Origin of the sequence: Microcystis sp. M53598_WE2, from assembly GCF_030067735.1 — a bacterium.
GTDB lineage: Bacteria > Cyanobacteriota > Cyanobacteriia > Cyanobacteriales > Microcystaceae > Microcystis > Microcystis aeruginosa.
Genome location: NZ_JASJFE010000241.1, coordinates 1 through 4095, shown reverse-complemented (window position 1 = coordinate 4095; position 4095 = coordinate 1). Strand labels below are relative to the sequence as shown.

General features: G+C 43.6%; 8 protein-coding genes and 1 pseudogene. All 9 read left to right on the top strand.

Annotated elements, in window-relative coordinates; genetic code table 11:
- Positions 1-945, top strand: a 945-nt coding sequence (locus PX636_RS05100; protein ID WP_288116392.1) for a class I SAM-dependent methyltransferase, incomplete at its 5' end; no start/stop codon positions are given.
- A 208-nt stretch (positions 946-1153) separates the two neighbouring features.
- Positions 1154-1219, top strand: a complete 66-nt coding sequence (locus tag PX636_RS05095) for a hypothetical protein (RefSeq protein WP_230400957.1) — start codon at positions 1154-1156, stop codon at positions 1217-1219.
- 190 nt (positions 1220-1409) lie between these two features.
- A complete protein-coding gene (locus PX636_RS05090) occupies positions 1410-1655 on the top strand; it encodes a UPF0175 family protein (protein WP_002770883.1) in 246 nt (81 codons plus the stop codon).
- Positions 1652-2137: a PIN domain-containing protein gene (locus PX636_RS05085; RefSeq protein ID WP_004163648.1), complete on the top strand. Its 486-nt coding sequence runs from the start codon at positions 1652-1654 to the stop codon at positions 2135-2137. Before PX636_RS05090 ends, PX636_RS05085 begins: the two co-directional genes overlap by 4 nt.
- Positions 2138-2381: 244 nt before the next feature.
- Positions 2382-2612: a DUF433 domain-containing protein gene (locus tag PX636_RS05080; RefSeq protein WP_002779924.1), complete on the top strand. Its 231-nt coding sequence runs from the start codon at positions 2382-2384 to the stop codon at positions 2610-2612.
- A 3-nt stretch (positions 2613-2615) separates the two neighbouring features.
- Positions 2616-3047, top strand: a complete 432-nt coding sequence (locus PX636_RS05075) for a DUF5615 family PIN-like protein (protein WP_288116391.1) — start codon at positions 2616-2618, stop codon at positions 3045-3047.
- A 93-nt stretch (positions 3048-3140) separates the two neighbouring features.
- The gene (locus tag PX636_RS05070; protein WP_223210630.1) at positions 3141-3293 is read left to right on the top strand and encodes a hypothetical protein; all 153 of its coding nucleotides are present in this window, start codon (positions 3141-3143) and stop codon (positions 3291-3293) included.
- Positions 3286-3714, top strand: a complete 429-nt coding sequence (locus tag PX636_RS05065; protein ID WP_002795800.1) for an aspartyl protease family protein — start codon at positions 3286-3288, stop codon at positions 3712-3714. The genes PX636_RS05070 and PX636_RS05065 overlap by 8 nt, the downstream gene beginning before the upstream one ends.
- A gap of 259 nt (positions 3715-3973) precedes the next feature.
- Positions 3974-4063: pseudogene (locus tag PX636_RS22830) on the top strand (type II toxin-antitoxin system VapC family toxin); the annotation flags it as partial.
- Between the last annotated feature and the right edge of the window lie 32 nt (positions 4064-4095).

The window sequence follows — 4095 nt, the reverse complement described above, 5'->3', positions numbered from 1 at the left end:
TATTCCAGAACCACTAAGATTATGGACTCAATTAATCTCGACATGTTTTTAAGCAATGCTCATGCACTTATCTTGCAAGGGGATGTTTATAATGGCATGGACACAATCGTTAAAGGTTTAAAGTTGCGTCGAATTGCCAGTTCTGATGATGATTGGCGTAATTTTGTAACCTCTGAGTTGATGACACATCCAATAAAAAATCTGGTTCATTTATGTCCATTCACTTCGCACTCTTTTTATAAGCCACGTGGTTATGCAGGTGATGCGCAGTTAATTGATTTTATCTATAACGAAGGCACGGCGAAGGATATTAAGCTTGAAGGAATCGCGTTAGAAATTGCAAAATATACTTGTAACGCACCTGCCGCTCGTGCTGTTCGTTATCGGCGTGAATTGTTGGCATTGCGTATTGAAGAAACGGTAATGAATGAAGAAAATCCTTTTATTCTTTCGATAGCGGCTGGACATCTTCGTGAAATCGAGTTGAGTCCATCGGCTTTGACTGGAAAAATTGGACGATTTCACGCAATAGACCAAGATAAAGACAGTGTAGCCCTAATGCAACGTGAATATGGTCGTTACAACGTATCAGCATCTGTTGGCTCAGTTCGGCAACTGTTGAGTGGAAAAATTAAATTTAGTGGCTTGTCGCTTGTTTATGCGGCAGGTTTGTTTGATTATTTAGTCGACAAGCTTGCGCAACGGCTTATTGAAGTGATGTTCAGTTTTTTAAAGCCTGGCGGTCGAATGCTGGTAGCAAATTTTTTGCCCAATTTGCCTGATGTAGGTTACATGGAAAGTTACATGGATTGGTTCCTAATATTTCGCAGTAGTAAAGAATTATTGGAATTATTTGAAACATTACCGCAAAATAGCCTTGATAGCTTGGTTGTTTCTTTTGATCCCGATGAAAACATTGTCTTCGTTGAGGCAATTAAAAAATAATGCAAAAATCGTCTAACTCAACGTTCCAGTACGATCGCAATCGCTGTAGTGCGATCGCTGATCTTGTAGGGTGCGTTCCTTAATGTGACTCCTACTGCTCCAGCGATTGATTTTTGGGGAACGCACCATGCACATTTATTAAAGCTGTGGGTTTAAGTGCGATGCTGCTCCTCCCGCCACCACCCCGGAACCCTCTGCCCTCGTTGGTCTGGGGGCCGTCGTCGCTCTGGGGGCTGGCTTCAAGCGCCGCCACACCCAGGCAGACAAAAACTAAGCTTTAATTGAAGGTATTACAACAGGAGAACCGCAAGGGTCTCTTTTTTTGCTATTTAAAAGAGGATTATTTGATATTTGCTTCTTTTTAACGGAGATTGGAGAAATCATAAACCTCCCTCAAGGCACTAGACACAAGCGAGCTATCATAAAACCATCGCTGATTTGACAATCGCCAACCCCTAAAAATTATGAGCGTAGTTATTCCTAATGACATACTGACCGCATCAGGACTCTCCGAAGACGAGCTAAAACTAGAAATCGCCATCATGCTCTTTAAACAAGACAAAATCAGCATCGGCAAAGCCCGTCATCTTGCAGGCATGAACCTCCTCCAATTTCAACACGAACTTAATCTACGAGAGATTTGTGTCCATTATGACCTTGAAGAATTAGAAGAAGACATCCAAACCTTACAAAAACTAGGCAGACTATGATCGTCGTGAGTGACACCTCACCCATTACCAACCTAGCCGCCGTTAACCAGTTAACCCTTTTGCATCAACTCTATGGAACAATTATCATTCCTCAAGCCGTTTATGAGGAAATGGCGAGTTTAGGTTACGCCGTTCCTGGCACGATTGAAATCATGACCTTATCTTGGATAGAAACACGGCCCGTCACCCAGCAAAACCAAGTTAATCAACTACTCAATAAATTAGACCGAGGAGAATCAGAAGGGATTATTTTAGCGCTAGAATTAGGCGCAGATATATTAATTTTGGATGAAAGAAAAGGACGCAAAGTTGCACGATCTCTTGGGCTAAATATTACTGGAATATTGGGCGTTTTACTCGAAGCCAAGCAAAAAGAATTGATTATGAATATTAAACCGATTGTTGATCAGCTAATCTCAAAAGCAGAATTCCGAATTAGCGAAACACTCTACAGAAAGGTTTTGACAATTGCGGGAGAATGAGTCTATTGCAATATTTCAACCCATTTTACAAAGTGCGATGCCGAAGGCACTGCGTAGCAGCACGCTGATCTGGTGGGGTGCGTTCCCTAATGTGGCTCCTACTGCTTCACCGATCGATTTTTGGGGGAACGCACCATGCACATTGATTGAAACTGTGATACCAAATCCTGTTATAATAAAACGAGATATAGGGTGCGTCCCATGCAGCCTTTACCTTTTTGAAAACACTTTCAATGATGTAGCTATGGACTGGGAAACTCGAATTACACTAAATCCCGATATTTTGGTGGGAAAACCTATCATTAAAGGAACAAGGATTGCGGTTGAATTTATCATCGATCTTCTCGCCCAAGGTTGGAGTATTGATGAAATTCTGCGAAACTACCCAGGTATTACAGTAGAAGATATTCAAGCTTGTCTTAGCTATGCTAGTGTAATGCTCAAATCTGAGAAAGTCTATGCTATTCCTGCTTAACTGATGCGTTTTCTAGCGAACGAAAATTTCCCCCTTGATGCGGTTGAAGCCCTACGACAAAAGGTCCATGATGTCCTGTGGATTAGGGTGGAATCCCCCGGAATCTCGGACCGGGAAGTTTTAAGTCGCGCCCAGGCAGAAAATCGTATTCTCTTGACATTTGATCAAGATTTTGGAGAACTCGCCTTTCGTTCAAGGTTGCCGGCCAGCGTTGGTATTATTTTGTTTAGAATAAGAGTACCTTCTGGATCTGTAGTCGCTGAGAAAGTTGCCAAGGTTATCTCATTGCGGGATGACTGGTATGGACACTTTACAGTTATTGAAGAAGACAAAATTAGAATGAGAGACTTAACGGTGCGATCGCTGATATTGTATCGTGTATGCTCAGCGAGCACGTCACTGCATCGGGTTGGGGCGATTAGAATAAAAGGGTAAACCTAGCTTGACAAGAGCATTTCATTTTATATGGTTTCATCAGAATTAATCTCGGCATTGAGAGAACTGGGTCGTTCAGATAAGTTTTATATCATGCAGCTCCTGATTTCAGAACTAGCCCAACAGGAGACAGATTTGATTAAACAGGGTCAGGCTTACCCAGTGTGGTCGCCCTATGATGCGGTTGAGGCAGCAGATACGATGTTAAAAGTGCTACAGGCTACCAAAGCTCAAGACCATGGGTAACGCTGAGCGATATCCATTTGTTTCTGGTGACGCGGCATTAGGTGAAGCCAGTTTTCGTCCGCATTTGCCTTTTACTCTGTTTTACAGACAAGCTTCTGTCACAGCATCCGGTCTATTGGACACTGGAGCAAGTGTAAACGTACTACCATATTCAGTAGGAGTCGAGCTTGGGTACGAATGGGATCGGCAAACAACAGCACTGAGTTTGACAGGAAATTTGGCTCAATATGAGGCGCGTGTCGTACTTGCTCAAGCGGTCGTTGGGCAATTTGATCCCGTGCAACTGGTATTTGCCTGGACACAAGCTACCAACGTGCCGCTTATCTTGGGGCAGGTGAACTTCTTTATGGAGTTTGATGTCTGCTTCTACCGTTCACAGCTAGAGTTTGCAGTTAGCCCCAAAGCTCCTGTTTCGGGATAGGTTGGTTGCTCTTGCCAGCCAGCTAACACTGCGTGGCAGCGGACGGGCGAAAGCCGCTTGTGTTGAGTTCGAGGGGATCTGCCGCCGCTGCACTTTACCGTTATGCCGCTTCATCTTTTGGCGGAGGTAGTGCGATGCCGAAGGCACTGCGTAGCAGTACGCTGATCTTGTAGCTTGGGTTGACGGCTGTTACCCAATTCCCTCAAAACCAAGATTAAATGCAGTAGGATAGACGTGGGATAGATTTTCTCTTATTGCCGTGAGCGAAACCCTCTATATTGAAACCAGTATTTTGGGTCATCTAACCGCAAGACCAACAGAAAACCTGATTCTTGCCGCCAACATTAAGTAGGTGGGTGGAATTAAATATAAGATGAACGT

What these genes read in the sequence shown, in the direction of transcription:
- PX636_RS05065 (WP_002795800.1), top strand. Translation starts at nt 3,286, where the DNA reads ATGGGTAACGCTGAGCGATATCCATTTGTTTCTGGTGACGCGGCATTA.
- PX636_RS05080 (WP_002779924.1), top strand. Translation starts at nt 2,382, where the DNA reads ATGGACTGGGAAACTCGAATTACACTAAATCCCGATATTTTGGTGGGA.
- PX636_RS05085 (WP_004163648.1), top strand. Translation starts at nt 1,652, where the DNA reads ATGATCGTCGTGAGTGACACCTCACCCATTACCAACCTAGCCGCCGTT.
- PX636_RS05090 (WP_002770883.1), top strand. Translation starts at nt 1,410, where the DNA reads ATGAGCGTAGTTATTCCTAATGACATACTGACCGCATCAGGACTCTCC.
- PX636_RS05075 (WP_288116391.1), top strand. Translation starts at nt 2,616, where the DNA reads ATGCGTTTTCTAGCGAACGAAAATTTCCCCCTTGATGCGGTTGAAGCC.
- PX636_RS05070 (WP_223210630.1), top strand. Translation starts at nt 3,141, where the DNA reads ATGCAGCTCCTGATTTCAGAACTAGCCCAACAGGAGACAGATTTGATT.